This is a genomic window from Rhizobium jaguaris, assembly GCF_003627755.1.
In the GTDB taxonomy this organism is placed as follows: domain Bacteria; phylum Pseudomonadota; class Alphaproteobacteria; order Rhizobiales; family Rhizobiaceae; genus Rhizobium; species Rhizobium jaguaris.
Genome location: NZ_CP032694.1, coordinates 3,112,698 through 3,131,216, shown reverse-complemented (window position 1 = coordinate 3,131,216; position 18,519 = coordinate 3,112,698). Strand labels below are relative to the sequence as shown.

Sequence of the window (18,519 nt, the reverse complement as noted above, 5' to 3'; positions counted from 1 at the left end):
TCAATCCTCTTTCGTCGTCTTGGGACGGCGGCGGCCGAGCGAGACGACGCGGTCCTTTGTTTCCAGCAGCTTCGTCACCTTCGAGCCGAGCAGCAGCAGAGTCGCGAGCCGCTCCGTCTCCAACCGCCTGACGTCGTCGTACCAATTGGTCAGCCGCTCGATCAGGCCGTACATTTCGCTCATCCGTCCCTGGGCATAACGTTCGGCATCGCTTGCCGGCTGCTGCATCAGCACTTCGCGCAGCATCGAGAGAGTCGGATCGACCTCGCGCTTCTTACGCTCTTCGGCAAGCGTGCGCAGGATCTGCCAGACATCGTCCGGCGTAGTGAAAAAGTCGCGACGGTCGTCGGGCTTGTGCCTCAGGAGCACAAGGTTCCAGGTCTGCAGCTCGCGCAGGCTCATGGAGACATTCGAACGGGAAATGCCGAGGGCTTCGACAATCTCTTCAGCGCAGAGCGGCGCCGGGGAGACGAAGAGCAGGGCGTAAATCTGTCCGACGGTGCGGTTGATGCCCCATCGCGAACCCATCTCCCCGAAGTGAAGCACAAAGGACTGTACGAGAGGCGGAAGATTCATGGTCGCATCCTGTTGTCAGTGATTTCAGAAATTTCTGAAATCACTGTAAGTCGTTCTGTCCTGTTTGCAATCGATATGTCGCCCATGCGTCAATCCGTGCGGGGAGACGCTTGCGTGACGCTTCCATCGCTTTCCCAAGCGCATGATTGCCCTCATCCGCGTTCGACCAGAACGGAGCATTTCGCGTGCCGCACGATCCGGTCGGCGGTTGCTCCCAGGAAATAATTCGAAAGGTCCGGAATATGGGAGCCGACGATGATGAGGTCGGCCTTCCTCTCTTCAGCGACTGCGAGAATGGCGGTTGCCGGCCTTCCGGTACGGGTATCGACAATTGCTGGAATCGCCATGCGATGGCAGAGACTCTCGAACTTTTCCTGCGAATCTTTGATCGCGCCGGTCACGACCGCTTGCGGCAGATCGGCGAGATAGCTCGGTACGTCCTCGACGACGTGCACCACGATGATCTCGCCACCGTCGTCCGCCAATGCTGCCGCCCGTCTCAGAAGCCGTTCGCCCTTTTGCAACTTGCCTATGTCAAGGGCACAAACAATTCTGCGATACATATGATCTCCTTGCGCCGGGCTAAAAGCTCACCGGATTTTCCATGTTGTGATTATGCCGGGCATGGAACGGGCGAGCCTTGATCGAAATCAATCCTGCCGCCATCGGCCACACTTGCGTGGCTGCGACTCAACCTACCGTCGAAATACACAACGGCATCATGAAAGCCTCGGTTGATCATTTGAAGGGGCGCCGGAGAAATTCGGTCTACAAACTCTCCAATCTAGCGCGCCCGATCACTTGTTCGCCTGGTGCCGCAAGCCGGAAAATATCACTCCGCTTTGACCGGAGATGTCGATCCTTCCATCTGGCCAATCTCTTGCAGATGTGCTTCCAGCGCCAACCGGTCGATCGACGCGATCGGAAGGTTGACCAGGAGCATGATCCGATTTTTCAGATAGCGAGCGGTCTGCGCGAAGGCGCGAGCCTTGTCGAGTTCGGAGCCTTCGACAGTGGAGGGGTCTTCGATGCCCCAGTGTGCGGAGGCGGGATGGCCAGGCCATACCGGGCAGACTTCACCCGCCGCATCGTCACAGACGGTGATGATGAAATCCATCTGCGGTGCGCCCGGCTCGGCGAAAACATCCCAGCTTTTCGAGCTGAAGCCGGAAGAGGGATATCCAAGCGCGTCAAGTGTTTTGGTGGCCCAGGGATTTATCTGGCCCTTGGGATAGCTACCGGCCGAAAAAGCACGGAAGTGGCCCTTGCCTTCCGTGTTCAAGATCGATTCGGCAAGGGTTGAACGGGCGGAATTGCCGGTGCAAAGGAATAGAACATTATAGATGTGATCATCGCTCATTACGCTTTCTCCCCCATGTCCTCAGTAAAGCGGATGATAGTCGCAGCAGCGGATATGTTCATTTCGAATGGCCGGCGCCGCCCCTTTTATCGAGTGCGCCAACCGTCGGAAGCATCGCAGCAACTATACACTATAAGGCGAGAGATGCGTCACTCTTGAAGAAAACGGCTGCGGTCAGATGCCGGTTTCCGATCGCAGCATGCCGACACGAACGGCCAGTCTTTCGCCAGGGCCGTGGACCGCCGCAAACAACAGGCCGGCGAGAAAGACGAAATGATCGACGAAGAAGCCGAATTCCGCCTGATTGCCGCTCCAGCGGCTTGGACCATGGAAGCTCAAGGCGAGGAAGATGACGTAGATGCCGGCAAGCAACGCGGCTTCGGAGAAGAAGGCCCCCGTCAGCAGGCAGATCGCCAGCGCGCTTTCGAATAAGGCGGCGATCCAGGCGAGGAACAGCGGCAGTGGGAAACCGGCCGAGGCGATATAGCCCGCCGTCGATTGCATGTCCGCGAATTTGAAAGTGGCCGCCATCACGAAGACGGCGCCGAAGATCAGTCTGGCCAGGCAGATTGCGATTGTCTTGCCCATGTGCATATCCTCCGTTTTTCGACTATCCGGCAATCCCGATTACAATATCGCCGTTCTCACCCAAGGACGGAAGACAAGCCGCATTCCCGACATGCTGCGGGAAATGTTTTTGCGTTGGCGGTTAGATCACGTGATCCGACCTCTCATGATGTCCGGTTCGAGGTGCCATCGCCAAATCACTTCGCCGACGAGCGAGCGGCAGTTCCCGTATACGGATTCGGATCATATTGCTTTATGTCGCCAAACACATAGCCACGTTCCTTCAATTGCTGAATGAGCGTTTTGAGCTTTTCCCTGCCGTTAAAACGATCCTGAAACATCTCATCATGCATCAAGAGAATCATCTCATTGCGTTTCATGAACCGGCCATAGGCGAAGAGATGATCAATTTCGCTAAGCAGGAGATCGACGGATTGCACCGGCTTGCCATCACCCGAATGCGCCCATTCGAAATCCCAGCCGTAGATCAGGAACTTCATCGCGGCCACATAGTCGTAATCGACCACTTCGCGCTCGTAGTGGGCGGGATCCATTGAAAGATCGTCCTTGGAATAATCGATCAGGCGAAAGACATCGCGCCCTGGCAAGCGGGCATAGACCCAGGGCGTCAGGCCAAGCACGCTATTGGCCTTGAGCATATCCGCAACGACGGCGTCGGTGTCGGAATAGAAGTCCCTGTAACGATTGTTCGCGTGGCTGTAACTGTGGTTTCCAACCGTGACCAGAGGCAGCGCCTTGGCGCGCATCAGCAGCGCTCTTTGCTCCCCACTGGATTCGACATGAAGTCCGACCAAGAACATCGCCGCCGGCACTTGCTCTTCGGCAAGCACATCCAGAACATTCGCCGTCCCCGACAGCGGGCCGTCATCGAAGGTCAGATAGATAACCCGCCCGGCCGCCGTGGCCGACAAGGCGCTGCAAAGCAATGCGAGCGCGGCGGGTACAATGCGAAGGTAATTCCCAATGGACATGGATAGCGCCCCTCGTTTCCCGGCTCGTTATCGCATGTCTATAGCGGCTGTTCCATTAAGGCTGGCTTATTGTCTCCTTATCGGCCGGGAAACCGGCGCGCGCTTTCGAGACAAGCCCGAAGGGGACGCCGGCGCGATGATGTCAGGGTTCGAGCCGGCGAAGGTGATGCATGCGCAATTCGGCTATGAATTCCGATCGCGTGAAACCGCATGGGAAGCACCAGCCTGCGCGGGGTCCGTGCTGTTGAAGAGTTCCTGAACGAGCTGCGCTATTCGCTCTGGGGATGTCCCCTTGGCGCGCTCTTCTTCGATCCGGCGTCTGACAAGCATTTCCAAATTCGACATGTCTATCATCTCCGTTATCCGGCGCGATAGGAGTGTCATCCTCAATGGGAGGGGAGGCAAGTTACGGTTTATCCATGGATGGTTGGGTGGGGGACTTGGAAGGCTGGACAGGCAGTGCTCGCCTGCTGTCAAGGCCGGCTGGCGCCGGAAGGCGCCGTTCCGCAATTCTTCCTCGCAAAACGCTTCGCATGCCTTGGTGGCGTAGGTTCTTGAGGAGGTGGGGACCGAGCTTTTGAAATTGCCGCGTGGCGAGTTCGTTATCCCGAAGTTTCAACGTCGTGGTTATCAGAGTGACTAAAATGACTTCATCCGCAGGCGGCACCGCCGTCACTTCGCATTCGATTCATCGATCACAGAATTTGCTCAACCGGGTAGAAGACCCTCTGCCCACGTCGGTCGGACGCCAAGTGTCTCTGTTCATCGGAGCAAAAGGCAATTATGTTCTACATTTGTTCCAGGAGCGAATATGACTCTCACAAAGGATGATTAGCAGATAGCGATTTATAAGCGGCAATCGTGAGCAGAAAAATCTTCATCCCGAAGGCAAATGAAATTCCTACAGAGGGGTGCACCCTGAAGAAAATCTGCTGTTCTCTAACCAACGCCGGATTGGCATTTGCAACCGGATCGTGTCTAAAATGGCCCCGTCAGAAAGGTTTCCGTTTTTTATGAAATCCAGCCTTGAGCATCTGCCGGAGCGCAAACAGCGCGAATTATCGCACATCGTGGAGATCCTGCACGAGGAGTTCGAGGATGCCTTGAAGGAGGGCACGGCGGAGTTCAAAAAGAAGGGCCGCATTCTCAAGATCATTTTGTTCGGCTCCTACGCTCGCGGCGACTGGGTCGATGAGGTTCACACCAGCAAGGGTTATAAATCCGATTATGATCTGCTGATCATCGTCAACAACCGCAAACTCACCGATTTCGCGCTTTTCTGGCACAAGGCAGCCACTCGTTTCCCCTATGACCGCGCTATCAAGACGCCGGTCAGCCTGATCGTGCACTCGCGCCGTGAGGTCAACACGGCGCTGAAGGAGGGCAACTATTTCTTCAGCGACATCCGTCGCGACGGAATAGTACTCTTCGAGCTCGACGATGAAGAACTAGCCCAGCCGAAGCCGCTTTCAGCTGCGGATGAATACCGAGTTGCCAGGGAGCATTTTGACGACCGGTATTCCTTCGCGGTAGCTTTGATGGATGGCGTCCAACTCTATGTAAAGAAGGGCCATTCTAAGCATGCGGCGTTCCTGCTTCATCAAGCCATTGAGCAATCCTATTCGACGCTATTGCTCACGTTGACCAGCTACAGTCCCGCCTCGCATAACCTCAACCACCTAAGGATGCTAGCAGAAGGTCGTGACCGGCGACTCGTGGAGATCTGGCCGAAGGAGCGACAACGCTATGTCGCCTGGTTCAATACCATCAATCAGGCTTACGTGAAGGCCCGTTATTCTCCGCATTTCAGCATCAGCGAAGAAGCGCTACTCTGGCTCGGTGGGCGCACCACCCAGCTGCAGCACCTGGTGAAGACCATCTGCGAAGAGCATCTCGATAACCTTCGAACGAAACCTTAGGCCGGCAGGACGAACAAACATCCATTTCCTTCGGCGGCTGGCAGATCGGCACAACGCCCTGTTTGCCATCAAGCAGCGGCGGCTACTGTATGCCCGGCGCGGCTCCGGTCTGTCGGTTTCCGGCGCGTCTCTCGGCTCTGTCATCCTCACGCCCGCCGTCATCAAAACCGGCACGTTGAAAGTCGATATCAACGACCGCACGAAGTATCGCAAGGTGGTGTCTTACTATCAGGACGCGGACAAGGCGCAGCGTGTGGAGGTTGAAGCCGATGCGGATGCGGATGGCGATAGCGTCTATCGCATTCCCGATGCCTTTTTCTCGCCAGCAGAAGCGGACAAGGCCACGCGCGCGAAAGCGAAAGAGCTTGCACGCGGGGAGGGCGCTGTTTCGGTAACGGTACTAGGCGATGCCGAAATTGGGGCGGGCTTGCCTCTACTCGTCGCAGATGTTCGCCCGGACTTGATGGCGTGCCGTACATCATCAAAACGGCACGCTCTAAGTATGCGAAGACAACGGGCTTTGAGGTTGACGTGTCGGGACGACTTTACGACGGCAAGTCGGCGACCGAAGACGAGGGCGGCGGCAGGCGCGAAGGTGTCGAACCGCTTGAAGCCGCCGATACGGCCGGGAAGGTTGCGCCGAGTAGCGCGCCGGGCACGCCCGCCACGCCTCCGGTTTTCCTTACGCCTCGCCGCTTCGGGCGGATTGATGAGAACTAGGCCAGAGCTTTTCAGGAGAGAGGGTTGATCTTCCTCCAAACAGTCATTCACTAGGCCAATATTGCGGATTTGACAGGAAGAACGATTGAGGCTTCGGTCTTCCGTCGCGTTCTCTCCAACCCCACTCGATTTCTTTTGCAACGAATCCAATCGAAATGTTCTCTTGCGGATCGCCGCCACAAAAAGCCTCCATATGCCCGACGCATCCCCAGCAATCACCCCCCGTGTTCCCGGAAAGTGGATCTCCTTCGAGATCGAGTTGCCTTTTGCACATGGCGCAGCGTCCAATCATCGTTTCTCCAGATGTTGCAGGTGCCAGTAATGATTGAAATATGAATGGCCTGTTGGCTAAGCAGCTTTCGGCCTGCCATTCTGACGCGGCCGGTAATGCGCATGCATCAAGAGCGGGTCGCGTTGACTTGCACGTAACAGCATCTTGACGGCATGGCTGACCGGAGCACCCGCGCGATAGTTCTTCCATGTGCGAAGGGTAACTCCAAGGAAGTCCGCCGCCTCGTTATTCGAAAGCCCTATCTCTTCCTGCCATTTCCGTAGATCCCCGGCATTGAAATCGCGTTGGTCTTCGGCGATCTGGAAGAGGTGATAGGCATCGATCGCCAAATCTTCGCCGGCCCATTCGACCGTTGCGCCATAGTCGGCAACTGCGGCGGTTTTCCAGACATCGGGAGACTTGAGGGGGGCGAGCAATTCGCCGCCGGTCGCAATCCAGCCAACTAGGTTTGCAGAAGATTCAGTGCCACCCTTCCACTTTATTGCCAGTGTCATGTTTGACGTAGGCGTTACGCTTTCAATTCGCGGCATATCCATTTCTGTTTCCCTTCCTCAAGCGATTGGAAAGCGGGGATTGGTCCGGTTCCACTCGGCGGCAATAGCTGCCTTGTTCTTTGCTGCCCATTCGAGGGCGGTATCTTGCGCCTTGCGTGCGAGCTTACCACGCAGGATTTCCAGTGTCGCGATCTCCACCAATGCATCCCCATCAGGCGTGAGAATGTGGAAGTGCGGAGGCAAATGATGATTCGCATAAATCCGAATGATGACGTTTCCGATCTGAACCAGTTTGCCCATGTGCCCCTCACTTCGAGGGGGTAAACATAGGGCATATTATGCACCATGTAAATATAAGTGGTGCAAATTTTACCCCAAAATATGGAGAGAAATTATGGCTTACTCGCTGTCGGCGCGGAGCAATTCGCGTCTTTTTGGCGTGCACCCCGATCTCGTTCGCCTGGTCCGACGCGCGATCCAGATCACCGAAGTTGATTTCACGGTGCTTGAGGGCGTCCGTGACATTGGACGGCAAAAGGACATGGTCGCATCCGGCGCGTCCACGACGATGAACTCGCGTCATCTACGCGCAGAGAACGGCTATGGGCATGCGGTCGATCTCGCGCCGGTCGTCAACGGGTCGGTCTCTTGGGATTGGCCGCTTTACCACAAGATCGCCAAGGCTATGAAACAGGCGGCAAAGGAACTCCGCATTGCTATCGAGTGGGGCGGGGACTGGAAAACCTTCAAGGATGGGCCCCATTGGCAACTGCCTTGGGAGCAATACTCGTCAAAGGGACCCATTGCCGGCGCGAAACAAAAGGCTGAGACCGACGCGCAAGCAAAGTCCAAGGCGGTCGCGCTTGTTGCCGGCGGCGTCGGCACGGCGGCACCCGTTGCGCAGGAGCCGCTTGTAAAAGCCGTCGAGGTTGTCACGGCGCAACAAGGTGATCTCTCGTCCGGCGATTGGCTGCGGATGGCTATCGCGGTGATGGTTGTCTGCCTCACGGTTTATCTGGCATGGCGGAAGCTGTCATGACCCCATTCGACTACATCAAGATCGGAGGCGGCATCGTGATCGGTGCCGCCTTGGCATTTGCGCCCGCTTATCTGCTCGGCAGACACGCGGCCAAATCCGAGATTGCGGCGACCCTACAGGCTGGCCGCGTTACCATCCTCAAAGACGGACAAAAGATCGATGAACAATCTCTTCAGGCTGATGATGCTGATTTGTGCCTGTTGCTCGGCGGCTGCTTGTAGCCCAACCGCCAAGGCGATTGAACCGTGCGACCTTCTGGTGCCGATCGATCCGCTGCCAGAAACCAACACATACCTTGTCGGTCACGACCGGAGGGTTGCTGTCAACATCGCTCGGCATCGCGGACGCTATGCCCTCTACTGCGGAAAGTCTGATTGATGTCCGATAAATACAACTCGCTCTATGAGCTGCTGAATGCCTGGGGTGGAGGCGCGCTCTCGACCATCGTCGGTGCCATGATGGGCCGCGCTATGTGGCATAGCAATGAAGCCCGCAAGGGGCGGCGGAAGTTCTTTGGCATCGAACTGCTTTGGGAAGTCCCGGTTGCCTTTGGCATGGCATTCATCGGGGAGGGGATTGCCTCCTATCTGAACGTCGGGCCGCCCGCGACAACCGGCCTGATAGCGGGGCTAGCGTACCTCGGGCCGCGCGGGACGGAAGTTCTGTTTCAGAAATGGTTTTCCCGACGTGTTATTGAATAAACGGGTAACGAAAGCCAGCCTATTTGACGCTGGCTTTCTCCTCTTCATGGGCGGTGAAATTGCCCCAAAGGTCGCACGCGACAACTACTTCAATCGAGGACTTGTTTAATGCAGACGTTTTTCCGCTGGGCGATGTTTCCCGCTTCTATCGCAATTTTTTTCTTCACTTCGACATTGGCAAACTCGATACCTCCAGGCGTATCCCAATATAACAATCGCAACGCTTGGTGGCCTTTAGTGATGTGTACCCGATAGGCTCCAGAGTTATCAGCCTCACGGCGAATTTGAGTTGGACGCCCCATAATTTTCGTTTCCACAACGCCAATGTCAGCAATTACTTGGCAGCAACGTTGGAACGTTGTTGAGGAATAATTCTGGGAGCCACCACATTGATGAGTTATTAAGCTGGCGGCGAACTCTGTCCCAACGGTGAAAGTCAGCAAGTCTTCCAGACCTGATTCTGGATGCATCGATCGACGAACTGCAAGGGCTCCAAGCGTTATGGCCATGTGCAATTCTTCGGGCGACCGCGCAGCTTTCCAAAGGACCTCCGCTGAATTGGAATCCACGAGGTCTTTTAATCGTTCTATCGTGCGTGCCGCACGGGTAAAAGAGAAAGGCAAGGCACCGTCGACAGGGGCCGGGTCGTGTGACGCGGCGACGACCGACGCGCTCACGTCGAATGACTGGTTAGACGTACCGTTCATGGCTGAACCCACCCACCACGCGGTGGCACTTGCATCGGCTCGAACAGCCACAGTTGCGAAGACCCTTTGCGATTCCGCTAAAAGATCGGCTGGACCAAGGCCGGGTGGAAGCTCTGGATCAGATGAAAAATCTGATGCTTGGTGTACTTCGAACGTACCAAGATCTATCGGCCGAGAAGCTTTTCCAAGGATGGTAAGGTATTGAGATAATAAGTCGTTTGTCGAATAGAAGTCCGTCAGCTGCTCTTGCTCGAGGAACTCTTGAATGCTCTCGTGTGTGGGAAAGTCTTGATCGAGCTCGCTCTCGGCGTCGTCCGCCACTACGATTCTCAAAGGTAACTTCTCAGAAAGAATGGTTGAGAAATGTGTTACCCTATCAAGCAATTCCTGTACTTCGGCGGATGTCATGCCATAAGCGTAGTTGGGAATCGCCAGCAAAGCTGTATCCAAATATATATGAAGCATGTCAGCCCTTGTGCGTCCTATTTTTTCGCTTGCGAGCTGCAGCTTGGACGATCCTACTGATTTCCTTTTGAGATTGTTCGAAGAAATCCGCCGGCCAATTCAGAATTGCGCCGAACTCGCTAATTTCAACCGGCGTCAGAGCCGAGCATCCGTCGTGCTTCTCTGAAAAGAGTATCTTCACTAACGGCCGAATATTGTCTTCTTCGGATGTCGCGATCCGAAAGCGCAAGCGATCTACCAAGTATTCGCTGTGCGTCTCGAGCAGGGTCTGTTTTCCATCGATCCCTAGTGCCAAAAAGAAATCTGCGAGCCGCGCCTGAACTTTTGGATGCAAATGAAGCTCTGGCTGTTCAAAAATCAGTAGACTACCCCGAGGAGCGAGCAGAGCTGTTACGAGGATGGGAAGGACTTGGCTAACGCCGACCCCTACGTTTGTTAGATCATGAGGTTCGGCGCCTTTCTCGATGGAAACCTGCATTCGGTTTCCAAAAACTCCAGAGTCGATTGTTTGCACCGACGCGGCTACACCCAAATAAACAAGCCATTCCGCGGCAGCATTTTCCAACGAGTCCGAGGCTTGCACGGCTGTGGCGACATAGTAGTCGTCGGTGCCTTCCTTCGGCGGTTTAATATACTGCACTCGGTTGTGTTTATTCAGTTCGAAAACCGCTGCGGTGTGCTCTCCTTTATAGCCAACATCGGTCAATCCCTCTAACGCCTCCGGTTGATAAACGGGTCGGGGACCCTCTCTGAGAGGTCCGAGATATCTCACGCCGAATCGGAAAAAATCGCTTATGTAGCTGACGGCGTAGTTCAGGCCAGTCGAACGTCCTGCTGCGACAGCGCGCTCCGGCTTTCGTTCACTTAAGAGCGTCGCCTTCACATTTGCTTTCAATTGCTCCAAGTCTGCTGCAGCCTCGGCAGTAGCGGCGGAGCGAACTCGATTGCTTCCGAGTATGCCAGTCATAAATTGTGGGCGAGCAATACGTGAGAAGCGCTGGTTTGCTTGTGATGCGAGCACCGGACCACCTGCTAGAAGCTCTGCGGCTGGGTCATGCTTTGTTAGCCAGTCGTTGATAAGACTGACAACTTCGGGTGAGAGCGTTTCGTCATTGCTCGCACGGCGGCCGAGAAAGCTAGGCTCGAATATTGTTTCCACAATATTGTTCACTGCAAGTTCGGTCGCGTTGTAATCGACAACAGCTATCTCGGGCAAGAAATGGGAAATAAGACCCCCGTTCACCCTGCCGTCCGGCCTGCCGTCAATAACTTCTTTCTGGCTCGTTGGATCTAAGTTGGCGTGATATGGCCATCGGCCTTCCGGGTTTAGCGTAAATTCCCAGGTATTAATTTCTTTTTGATCGTCCAAAGAACCTTGTATTTCGAGGTTGAGCCTCGTCAAGCTTGGCGGTTTGCGTGTCTCGGCGATATCAAGTCTCGGAAAGGTATCTTCGGTTAAGTCTGCGTAATCTAGAAATAGGGATATTCTTTCCCACGTTACGGAATTCCCAGAATACAAGGAATAACCGGCTGATCTCGCCCAATCGGGACGGAGCTGATTCGGTCCGCCCCCGCGTAGAACCTTCATGTCAAAAGCGACGGTGAAATTACTATTTGATGAACTGTTGTTCCGTATGTCACTGAATGACCCAAGACGCAAAAGCGGGCCATTGAGGGTGATTTCGCGATCTTGAGAGCCGTACTGGATGGTCTGCTTCAACAGCAAAATGCTTTGAATAAGGGTGCTCTTCCCGCTGCTATTAGCTCCAGCTAAAACATTCACAGTTGAAAAGTCCACTTGCGGCGGCTCTTTAAACGATTTGAAATTTTTGATTTGCCAGCTAGTGAGCATTTTATCGCTTTTCTATATTTTCTATGTCAGCGCGAAATCGATTGTCGCGCGTCCTACTGTCGATTGAATAGGTTGTGGGGCTTTGAATCAAGCCGAAATAATACGGTGAGGGGAGTACACCAGCTTAAATATGATCGTCAGCATCGGCTTGCGGTTTCGGATTGCAATGCCGTTCTCTTTTACGGTTAGCCTGCGAACCGTGAACGGATACAAAACAGTTGTAGCTAAGCACTTCGGTATGCCGTTGTTTCTATTGCATCTTATTAGGCCCTTCGGGCCTACCGTTTTCTCTGTGCTTAACTACATCAAATCCGGCTTAATACGCACTCGCATCTATAGGTAGCGGCCCAAGGATTGTAGACTTAGGCAGTCGCTCGCGTGGGGATGGTCGGTCGATGGCAAGCAAAGTTGACGGATGTGCCGGAAGACGGCAAGACAGGTGCCGCGATACACAATCCATGATTTTCCAGCGAAGGCGCGCGCATGAAACCGACTGGTGATGACGAAAAGGATGGCGCTGCCGCCAAAAGGAAAACCTGTTTCGTTGTTGGTCCTATCGGGGCTGCCGATAGCGAAACTCGGAGACGCGCAGACTGGCTCCTAAGGGGCATAATACAGCCAGTGTTTGATGCGCATTTTCCAGGTTACGACGTAGTCAGGTCCGACACTATTGTAACTCCTGGCATGATTGACGTCCAAATGATCAATCACTTGCACGACGCGGAGCTTGTTATCGCAGATATGTCGGAAACAAACCCCAACGCGTTCTACGAAATGGGTATTCGTCATATGACGGCGAAACCCATCGTTCATATGTACTCGGCGGACACGAAGATTCCGTTCGACGTGGCTCCTCATCGAGCCATTCCTTTTTCAATCGATCATGTTGAAACAGTTGATAAAGCCCGGCGCGATCTCAAAGATGCAGTGGCAGAGGCGGTGCGCCCGAACTTTAAAGTGATAAATCCGGTAACGCGCGCACGTGGAGTACAGCAGATCGAGAACGCCGCGCCTCCTGAGCTACAATTGTTGTGGGAAGAGATTACAGAACTTCGGCGCCAGATCGGCTCCGTCGCGAGCGCCGTTGGGCCTTTGGAAGGTGCCAATCCGCACGGATATCGTACCTATGGTGGCGTTGGTTATGCAACGCCCGTACCCTCGACCACCGGCACCCTGACATTTTCGAAAGATATCTCTGATCACCAATTTAATGTGGGCCATTCAGCGGCTCAACTGGCGTTTCGAGAGCATCTTGTTGGAAGCGGCATTAGCGAGAGGACTTATCAATTCACTCTTCAGCTACCCATCGAGAAAGACCCGCAGGATTATGTTCTGACCCGCGTCGGGCACTACGATGATATCGAGCGCATAGAAGTGAATGGGCGGGAAGTCTCAAAACGCTTGACCCGGTGATGAAGATCAATTTTGCCGTGACAAAGCTAACGCCGATCTGCGCCAAAGGTTGCGCCGCGCCACAGTCCCACCTCTACCAAGGTCACACGGGTGACGACGCTGATCTGAATCTTCCATGACGAAAAATGCCGACTCGGTAAGCTATTGAGAAATAAGCATAATTTTGCCCGCATTTTGGGCCTATTTCACCTCATTCAGTTGTTATTTCCAGATGCCGCATCTGTTTTTTCCAACATCCAGCAAAGGATAGTTCGAGCAAATTCAGGAACAAAAAAGCCCGGCATTGCCGGGCTTCGAATGGAAACAGATGGAAGCTTTAGATGAACTTCAATCCTTCGATGTCCGAACGACGATAAATTCTTTCGCGGTATCTATGGCCAACAAAGATTGGGTCAACTTGATGTTCGGCCAGGCGGTCCAAAATTTGCGTTTGATCGAGTGACGTACTGGAAGCGATCTGACCAAGCGAGCAATGGCGGTCCGCGAATTCATCCAGTTCGATCGTCCGGACCCACTTGTTGATCCGACCCTTGTGATGGACATCGTTCGCTTTCAAGGCGGCTTTTATCAGTCCGTTGTCGACCAACCCATCGATCGTTGCCCTTGTTACTCCGAGCTTCCTTCGAGCCGCTTCTAATTTGATCATCTCGTGATCGAACTCACGGTCGGTGGCCACGCTCAATTTCTTGAGCTTGATTAGCTGCTCTCCAACCTCATCCAAGTCGAAGAGCAGCTGATCTATTCGGAAGACGCCTTCGGGATGTGCAATGGACCGGAGATAGCCGAGCATCGCGAGCTCGATGACATCGGCACGCGAGCAATGAGCTCGAAAGGAATTTGTTCCTAGTGGCCGGAGGCGGGGACTCGCTTCTACCATGACCACTTTTTCTCGAAGGCATTTCAGAAAGCCATCGATCTCTACCTTATGGATGAGACGAAAAACTCGACCCTCGGCGGTTTTGTTCGGTACAGCCGCCAACAGATCTGACTTGATCAGTAGGTCGACAAGCTCGATTGTGCAGCCCAACGCGGAAGCGGCTTCGGAGGTCGTCACATACGATTTTTCCTCTAGAAGCCAATGATGGACTTCGGAGCGTTTGAGGAAACGCGGCACCGGCGACGGGCTAAGTTTCGCTTCGACGACCCGCAAAATGCGCTCCTCGGAGAGCTCATAGTCCCGTGACGCTGTCGCCAGCGTATGGACTTTCCGCCGAGTGATCGGCCACATGAAGACTTCCCCTGGCTCCATCGGAATGTTGTTCTCGGCATGGTCTTGGAAAAGGCGCATCATTGGCAGGTAGTCGTCATTGTGTTTGTTGACCTCCCACCAGTGCAACGCGGGTGAATACATTCTGACAGGAGCGGTAACGCGCGTGCCGGTGTTTCGGACGTATTCCGACAAGAACTCGCGCACTGCCTCCTCTCCGTGTTTGGCAATCTCAAAGCCGCGCAACCGAACATCCCTGTTTTCGAAACCGCCGGGAATGCGTTCAGTCAAAGCGCCGAGCTCGACCGCCCGATGGAATTGGCCAATCAAGGCACAGAACTCTGCCGCGACGTAGACCGGAAAGCGATCGAGGAAGCCACTCTCGGCGGGGAGAGTGAGGCGTTCGTAGAAGTATCGATCTGCTTCAACAGGCTTGGATGGTTCCGAACGGGAAACCTCCACAGCCAATGTCGAGAAGTCTCGTGCGTCCGCGATATTGAATTTCGCAGGGAACGGACGAAGTTCGCAACCATGAACGTGGCAATGGGTCAGGAGGCTCCACTTCCACGGGCCGCGAAGGTAGGGCTCGGAGGCGTCATCTGCCAGACAGTGGGGGCAAAAACCCGATTGCCCGCTGCGAAGCTGGAAGCGCTTAACGGTAGTGGCCCCAAAGGGGACCACCGTGCCGTCTGCGATATCGAACCGCCGCAGAACAGCGATCGGCATGCCAGACCACTCCGAAAGCTTCGGAATGTCCTCGTCCTTCACTCGGCCGCCAGGTGCAAGACGTAGGCCAGTGATGTAGGCGAACTCTTGGGTAGATTGAAACCCATTTGCCCACGCTAGGCGGGCGAGAGAACTCTCGCCCGTTTCGTCGATGGCCATCGGAATGCGGTACCTCAGTCGCTTGGTAACCTCTCCCACGGGTTTCTCCTATTTCTCGTTTTCAGCTACAAGGTCGGAGACCGCCTTGGCGGGGTTGATGTTTTCCCAGGCCCCGGGCTTGGCCTTGAACACGTTTTGAGAGTTGAGGGCGCCAAAGCGCTCGCGATAGGCGATGGCGAGGTCCTTGGACGTTAAAGCCTTCCGACCGTCCTTGAGCACAATGAAGCAGGCATCGCGTAGGATCTCCGCAAGCGTGCCAAGCGAGTTGCTGGCGGCTTTGACGAGGCGCGCCCCGACGTCTTCGTGTTCGCCCCACCCTGGCGTTAGCTCGCAGCGGAGGATGACCTCATGGATGACCTTCTTGACGAATTCCATGTCCTTCTTCGGATTGAGGGGGAGGAGACGCATGACACGCGATCGATTTGCTAGCTGACGGTCGCCGTCCAGAAAGCGAGCGAGGGCAGGGGTCCCAACGAAAATGATGTGGACCGGATGCCCTTCGATCTGCAGGAGGCTTTTCATCACGTCCTGGACCTTGAGGACGGTGGCTGCCTTAGCACCACGCAAGATTTGCTGTGCCTCGTCGAAGACGATGTACTGGATGCCCTGGAACTTCAGCTGCCGTTTGAGGAGGTCGTAGAGTTTGAACTCTGAAGCCCTGTCAGATGCGGAGATCCCCAACTGTGCCAAGGTCGCGATAGCACACGATTTGGTATTGTTCGTAGCAGCTGGCGTCTCAACGAAAAGAACCGGATTGATTGTATGGCCCGCTTCATTTTGGTAGGGCTGGAATTCCTTCCGCTTTGCAAGATGATGACGGACCATCTTCGTCTTGCCGGTTCCAGATTCGCCCATGATGTAAAGCGCACGCTGTCGAGCGCCGTGACCCGCAATGCAAGCGCGTCGATTGAGGTCGAAGTAGTCAAGGTGGCGGTCGAACGTGTCGTCCCGTTCGAACTCAATGTAGATGGACGTAGCAGCGATGACCTTCGCAAGCATGCGGGCCTCGACATCGCCGGTCGGAAGAGGGGAGTTATTAACGGGTGTAGTATTCGTCGTCGTCATTGTGAGTCTCCTGTGTTTCGAGGTAGTCAGTTGCGGTCCCATGATCGGGGATGTCTTCACCGGTCTTGAGGGTAGGTTCGCTGGGACGATGGATGGGGAGCATCGAAACGCCCCCCTCGCGCAGCGGGTTTTTCGGCATGGGAGCCGAACTAGGATCGAAGGTGGTGGGCTCGTCTTCGTCGATGAGCCAGCCTTCGAAAATCGTGGCGTGGATATTGATGAGGTCCTGATGCGACGGCATGTGCGGCGTGAAGCCTGCGTTCAGCATCAAAGCGCGCTCGGCCGCCGCGTCCGAAGACGAGGCGACATCGCGCATCGCAGCGTACATGATATCGACGGTAGCATTTTCGCCTGCGCGGGCCTTCTCCAGTAATCTGAGGCGAGCAATCGTCCAGTCGAAGACGCTGACGTGAGCAGTATAGCGAGCGCGGCTCGGAACGAATTTCCAGCCCGGTCCTTCAGGATCTTTTACTACGATGCCGTACAGCAGATCGTTCTTATAGTAGCGGATCTTGACCTTCGTCTGTCCGATCTTGCCGCGTAGATTGGCCAGCCATGCTGAATTGAACCGAATGCCGTAGTTGTGGATACCGTCAGCCAGTAGCGTGCGTTCTTCGGTAGTGCCGAAAACATGGATACGACGCTCGCGGTCGAAGGATGGCTTAATGCCGGTTTCAGTAACGTATTTCGCCCACGCTTCGTGGCGCGACATCCCCAACCGATAGTGGATACGATGGTGATAAACATCGAGGATCGTGCGTAGGATGAGTGCGATGACCTCATCTGTTAGCAGTGCGGCCTGCTTCTCTGCATCGTAGTCACCCCTCTTGACGACGTCCGAGAATGTGAGTCCGTCGAAATTAGGCGCGATATCCTGCTGGATCATGCCAATGGTCCGCTCGATGAATGGGCGGTGCCAAGGTTGCTTTGCAGGCGGGTGGTTATAGCTGATGCGATACGAGGCGAAGGCGAGTTCGGTCTCTTCGGCGGTATAGGGCTTGCCGTGGTCTGTCCAAACGGAACTGAATTTGCCCCCGGAAAGCCAGCGCGTCTGCGCCCCGACCAGTTTCGAGATGTGGGCTTTGTCGTGGAGCGCCATGTCCAGCGCTTCGATCACCGCTGCCGACGTCTCCGTCAGAGTGCCCTTGAGCGCGAGGATGTACCCGGTCGCCGCATCGACGACCGCGACGATATAGATGCGCAGCGGCTTGAGGGCGTTCTGAGTGGGGCCATCGAGAAATTCCCAGATCTCCCAGAAACGGAACCAGGTCTCGACATCGAGCATCATCGAGTCAAACTCGATGCGCTCACCCGGACGCTCGACATCGTGTCCATACATTTGCGGTCGAAAGTACGCGCGGGCCTTACCCTTGCCCTCGCGCGCTGCCATGAGTTCGTCGGCCGCGAACAGCCGGTCGATCAGCTTCTCAAAGCGAAACCGGCCAAATTTCTTGAGTTGAGTTTCTTTCGATCGTTTTTTGTTTTCGGCCTCGTAAGCCTTGCCATACTCAAAGAAGAGCTTGGCTTTCTTTGCCTTTCGGTCGGTCGCGATTTGGACGGCATACTTCATCGCCAGTGCCAGCGATTCCTTGCATCCGTCCGTAAGCGCCATGACACCGGGGCCGCTATGCAGCGGCATCAAAGCCCGTACGTCGCGATTACACTTCCAATATCGCTCACAAAGCTGGAGGAAGCGCTTAGGTCCGGGGGGAGTGTAGATCGAGACCTGCGCACGCGTGCCGCCATAGGCCTTCGGGCTCTTCTTTTGGGAGGCGGCGCCCTTGGGCTTGCGGCCACGCTTCTCGCTTTTCTTTGCCAAGAGGTGTGTCTGGGCGGTTTTCTTGGTGATTTCGGCAGCCCAGGTAATCAGCAGGAGTTCGAGCTCCTCCCACGTCGGCTTCTTGCCGCCCCGCGAATTGCACTCCTCCTCGAAATAGTGGACGAGCTGCTCCATGAAGCGGGCACGCTCTCGCTTCTTCTCGGAGAATTCGTGGATTTCCAGGTCGCCTGTCCGAGCCCGAACAAGCGTTTGCTCCTGGGTGTAATATCCATCGTCCGTCCTGGACTCACCTGATTCCAGCGCCCGGTAGAGCTCTTCATGTTCGATGAAGTGCCATCGGCCCGGGTCTTTTTCGGACTGAACATGGTGACCATTGTTGTCGAATTCTCGAGGAATCCAATACTCGCCTCTATAGAACAGGCGGTCGGTGGGATGTAGATCGCAACGGTAATAGCTAACGCGTCTCAGTGCTTGATTCATTTCGT

18 protein-coding genes are annotated in these 18,519 nt (G+C 55.0%); 6 read left to right on the top strand and 12 right to left on the bottom strand.

What is annotated here, in order from left to right:
- The 5 genes from CCGE525_RS15285 to CCGE525_RS15265 all read right to left on the bottom strand — a co-directional run bounded on the left by CCGE525_RS15285 (position 1) and on the right by CCGE525_RS15265 (position 3,495).
- Positions 1-576, bottom strand: coding sequence for a GbsR/MarR family transcriptional regulator (locus tag CCGE525_RS15285; protein WP_120705018.1), 576 nt, complete (start codon positions 574-576; stop codon positions 1-3).
- 152 nt (positions 577-728) lie between these two features.
- A complete protein-coding gene (locus CCGE525_RS15280) occupies positions 729-1,139 on the bottom strand; it encodes a universal stress protein (protein ID WP_120705017.1) in 411 nt (136 codons plus the stop codon).
- Between the two features lie 269 nt (positions 1,140-1,408).
- Entirely contained in the window at positions 1,409-1,936 is a 528-nt protein-coding gene (locus CCGE525_RS15275) for an arsenate reductase ArsC (protein ID WP_120705016.1), read from the bottom strand.
- Between the two features lie 174 nt (positions 1,937-2,110).
- Positions 2,111-2,524: a DoxX family protein gene (locus CCGE525_RS15270; RefSeq protein ID WP_120705015.1), complete on the bottom strand. Its 414-nt coding sequence runs from the start codon at positions 2,522-2,524 to the stop codon at positions 2,111-2,113.
- 176 nt (positions 2,525-2,700) lie between these two features.
- The gene (locus CCGE525_RS15265) at positions 2,701-3,495 is read right to left on the bottom strand and encodes a polysaccharide deacetylase family protein (RefSeq protein ID WP_120705014.1); all 795 of its coding nucleotides are present in this window, start codon (positions 3,493-3,495) and stop codon (positions 2,701-2,703) included.
- 1,013 nt (positions 3,496-4,508) lie between these two features.
- On the opposite strand from CCGE525_RS15265, the gene CCGE525_RS15260 reads away from it, so the two are divergent.
- Entirely contained in the window at positions 4,509-5,414 is a 906-nt protein-coding gene (locus CCGE525_RS15260; protein ID WP_120705013.1) for a nucleotidyltransferase and HEPN domain-containing protein, read from the top strand.
- A 531-nt stretch (positions 5,415-5,945) separates the two neighbouring features.
- Positions 5,946-6,134 carry a hypothetical protein gene (locus CCGE525_RS38960; RefSeq protein ID WP_245472022.1) on the top strand — a complete coding sequence of 63 codons (189 nt, stop codon included), beginning with the start codon at positions 5,946-5,948 and terminating at the stop codon, positions 6,132-6,134.
- Between the two features lie 348 nt (positions 6,135-6,482).
- Here the strand turns inward: CCGE525_RS38960 and CCGE525_RS15245 are convergent, their stop codons facing one another.
- On the bottom strand, positions 6,483-6,962 hold the full coding sequence (locus CCGE525_RS15245) for a hypothetical protein (RefSeq protein ID WP_120705011.1): 480 nt from the start codon (positions 6,960-6,962) through the stop codon (positions 6,483-6,485).
- A gap of 15 nt (positions 6,963-6,977) precedes the next feature.
- Positions 6,978-7,220, bottom strand: a complete 243-nt coding sequence (locus tag CCGE525_RS15240) for a DUF4160 domain-containing protein (RefSeq protein WP_120705010.1) — start codon at positions 7,218-7,220, stop codon at positions 6,978-6,980.
- A 94-nt stretch (positions 7,221-7,314) separates the two neighbouring features.
- On the opposite strand from CCGE525_RS15240, the gene CCGE525_RS15235 reads away from it, so the two are divergent.
- The 3 genes from CCGE525_RS15235 to CCGE525_RS15225 all read left to right on the top strand — a co-directional run bounded on the left by CCGE525_RS15235 (position 7,315) and on the right by CCGE525_RS15225 (position 8,660).
- The gene (locus CCGE525_RS15235; protein ID WP_120705009.1) at positions 7,315-7,959 is read left to right on the top strand and encodes a M15 family metallopeptidase; all 645 of its coding nucleotides are present in this window, start codon (positions 7,315-7,317) and stop codon (positions 7,957-7,959) included.
- Positions 7,956-8,180, top strand: coding sequence for a hypothetical protein (locus CCGE525_RS38330; protein ID WP_162950189.1), 225 nt, complete (start codon positions 7,956-7,958; stop codon positions 8,178-8,180). Before CCGE525_RS15235 ends, CCGE525_RS38330 begins: the two co-directional genes overlap by 4 nt.
- 156 nt (positions 8,181-8,336) lie before the next feature.
- On the top strand, positions 8,337-8,660 hold the full coding sequence (locus CCGE525_RS15225; protein WP_120705008.1) for a phage holin family protein: 324 nt from the start codon (positions 8,337-8,339) through the stop codon (positions 8,658-8,660).
- A gap of 89 nt (positions 8,661-8,749) precedes the next feature.
- On the opposite strand, the gene CCGE525_RS15220 is transcribed toward CCGE525_RS15225, so the two are convergent.
- Together CCGE525_RS15220 and CCGE525_RS15215 are read right to left on the bottom strand one after the other, a co-directional pair.
- On the bottom strand, positions 8,750-9,805 hold the full coding sequence (locus tag CCGE525_RS15220) for a hypothetical protein (RefSeq protein WP_162950188.1): 1,056 nt from the start codon (positions 9,803-9,805) through the stop codon (positions 8,750-8,752).
- A 28-nt stretch (positions 9,806-9,833) separates the two neighbouring features.
- Positions 9,834-11,684, bottom strand: coding sequence for an AAA family ATPase (locus tag CCGE525_RS15215; protein WP_120705006.1), 1,851 nt, complete (start codon positions 11,682-11,684; stop codon positions 9,834-9,836).
- A gap of 483 nt (positions 11,685-12,167) precedes the next feature.
- Here CCGE525_RS15215 and CCGE525_RS15205 point away from each other — a divergent pair, with 483 nt between their 5' ends.
- A complete protein-coding gene (locus CCGE525_RS15205; protein ID WP_120705004.1) occupies positions 12,168-13,097 on the top strand; it encodes a hypothetical protein in 930 nt (309 codons plus the stop codon).
- A gap of 316 nt (positions 13,098-13,413) precedes the next feature.
- Here CCGE525_RS15205 and CCGE525_RS15200 read toward each other — a convergent pair whose 3' ends face one another.
- Genes CCGE525_RS15200 through CCGE525_RS15190 form a run of 3 tightly spaced genes read right to left on the bottom strand, consistent with a single transcriptional unit; the run spans position 13,414 to position 18,514 of the window.
- Positions 13,414-15,228 carry a TniQ family protein gene (locus CCGE525_RS15200; RefSeq protein ID WP_120705003.1) on the bottom strand — a complete coding sequence of 605 codons (1,815 nt, stop codon included), beginning with the start codon at positions 15,226-15,228 and terminating at the stop codon, positions 13,414-13,416.
- 9 nt (positions 15,229-15,237) lie between these two features.
- Positions 15,238-16,254 carry a TniB family NTP-binding protein gene (locus CCGE525_RS15195; protein WP_162950187.1) on the bottom strand — a complete coding sequence of 339 codons (1,017 nt, stop codon included), beginning with the start codon at positions 16,252-16,254 and terminating at the stop codon, positions 15,238-15,240.
- On the bottom strand, positions 16,226-18,514 hold the full coding sequence (locus CCGE525_RS15190; RefSeq protein ID WP_162950186.1) for a Mu transposase C-terminal domain-containing protein: 2,289 nt from the start codon (positions 18,512-18,514) through the stop codon (positions 16,226-16,228). Before CCGE525_RS15190 ends, CCGE525_RS15195 begins: the two co-directional genes overlap by 29 nt.
- Positions 18,515-18,519: the final 5 nt, after the last annotated feature.

Excerpts from the sequence above, each read along its gene's own strand:
- CCGE525_RS15285 (WP_120705018.1), bottom strand. The coding sequence starts at position 576 with ATGAATCTTCCGCCTCTCGTACAGTCCTTTGTGCTTCACTTCGGGGAG.
- CCGE525_RS15280 (WP_120705017.1), bottom strand. The coding sequence starts at position 1,139 with ATGTATCGCAGAATTGTTTGTGCCCTTGACATAGGCAAGTTGCAAAAG.
- CCGE525_RS15275 (WP_120705016.1), bottom strand. The coding sequence starts at position 1,936 with ATGAGCGATGATCACATCTATAATGTTCTATTCCTTTGCACCGGCAAT.
- CCGE525_RS15270 (WP_120705015.1), bottom strand. The coding sequence starts at position 2,524 with ATGGGCAAGACAATCGCAATCTGCCTGGCCAGACTGATCTTCGGCGCC.
- CCGE525_RS15265 (WP_120705014.1), bottom strand. The coding sequence starts at position 3,495 with ATGTCCATTGGGAATTACCTTCGCATTGTACCCGCCGCGCTCGCATTG.
- CCGE525_RS15260 (WP_120705013.1), top strand. The coding sequence starts at position 4,509 with ATGAAATCCAGCCTTGAGCATCTGCCGGAGCGCAAACAGCGCGAATTA.
- CCGE525_RS15245 (WP_120705011.1), bottom strand. The coding sequence starts at position 6,962 with ATGGATATGCCGCGAATTGAAAGCGTAACGCCTACGTCAAACATGACA.
- CCGE525_RS15240 (WP_120705010.1), bottom strand. The coding sequence starts at position 7,220 with ATGGGCAAACTGGTTCAGATCGGAAACGTCATCATTCGGATTTATGCG.
- CCGE525_RS15235 (WP_120705009.1), top strand. The coding sequence starts at position 7,315 with ATGGCTTACTCGCTGTCGGCGCGGAGCAATTCGCGTCTTTTTGGCGTG.
- CCGE525_RS38330 (WP_162950189.1), top strand. The coding sequence starts at position 7,956 with ATGACCCCATTCGACTACATCAAGATCGGAGGCGGCATCGTGATCGGT.
- CCGE525_RS15225 (WP_120705008.1), top strand. The coding sequence starts at position 8,337 with ATGTCCGATAAATACAACTCGCTCTATGAGCTGCTGAATGCCTGGGGT.
- CCGE525_RS15215 (WP_120705006.1), bottom strand. The coding sequence starts at position 11,684 with ATGCTCACTAGCTGGCAAATCAAAAATTTCAAATCGTTTAAAGAGCCG.
- CCGE525_RS15205 (WP_120705004.1), top strand. The coding sequence starts at position 12,168 with ATGAAACCGACTGGTGATGACGAAAAGGATGGCGCTGCCGCCAAAAGG.
- CCGE525_RS15195 (WP_162950187.1), bottom strand. The coding sequence starts at position 16,254 with ATGACGACGACGAATACTACACCCGTTAATAACTCCCCTCTTCCGACC.
- CCGE525_RS15190 (WP_162950186.1), bottom strand. The coding sequence starts at position 18,514 with ATGAATCAAGCACTGAGACGCGTTAGCTATTACCGTTGCGATCTACAT.